The organism is Halorubrum sp. SP9, assembly GCF_005435015.1.
In the GTDB taxonomy this organism is placed as follows: Archaea; Halobacteriota; Halobacteria; order Halobacteriales; family Haloferacaceae; genus Halorubrum; species Halorubrum sodomense.
Genome location: NZ_SGXU01000221.1, coordinates 1 through 701 on the forward strand (window position 1 = coordinate 1; position 701 = coordinate 701).

At 55.8% G+C, this 701-nt stretch carries 1 protein-coding gene; it reads left to right on the forward strand.

From position 1 onward, the window contains the following. Positions 1–701 (forward strand): hypothetical protein (locus EXE45_RS19900; protein ID WP_158294315.1); only part of this gene is annotated, 701 nt, incomplete at both ends.

Sequence of the window (701 nt, forward strand, 5' to 3'; positions counted from 1 at the left end):
GATATCCGAAGGCTGTCGACGGTCAGCGCTACACCGGGACCTACATCAAAGCGCAAATCTCCTACGCAACAAGTCTTGACGAAGCCCTCGGCTGGATTGGTGAATACTTCCAGCACCTCGATAATGAGCTCGGAACGTCGTTCATTTCACACTGGGACCCCATCCCGGAGACAGTCTACTTCTCCGGCCTTGAACGCTACGTCCGACACGACCTCGCGTCCATGGGACGAGTCATCAACACGGAGCGGAACACTGCCCGCCTCGTTCACACCGGAAACGAAGGGGAAGAAGGAACTATGGAAGAGGACATTCGCCACGGCGACCACTCGCTCTTCTCGGTGAACTCAACAGAGTTTGAGGAGCTCGGCTACTTAGCCGGGCCACGCGACGACAACGGTCGACTCAGAGTCAAGAAAGACAAAATCAAGACGTACAGAACGAAGAACGCGAACCGCTACTCTGAGGACAACTATCGTCATCATCCGAAGACCGAGACGAAGGCGGTGAAAGGAAAGCTCCACGCGAGCGCATGGGAGGAGGTCATCGACCGGCTCGACTCTATCCTCCTTCACCACCTCGATATGTCTGCCATCGGTGAGGAAAACCTCGTCTCTGACGACTACTTCCAGCCCCGAGATAAGGACGATGAGCCTGAGGAGAATGAGACGTTTGAATCCCGCGAGTACCAAGCACCCACAGGC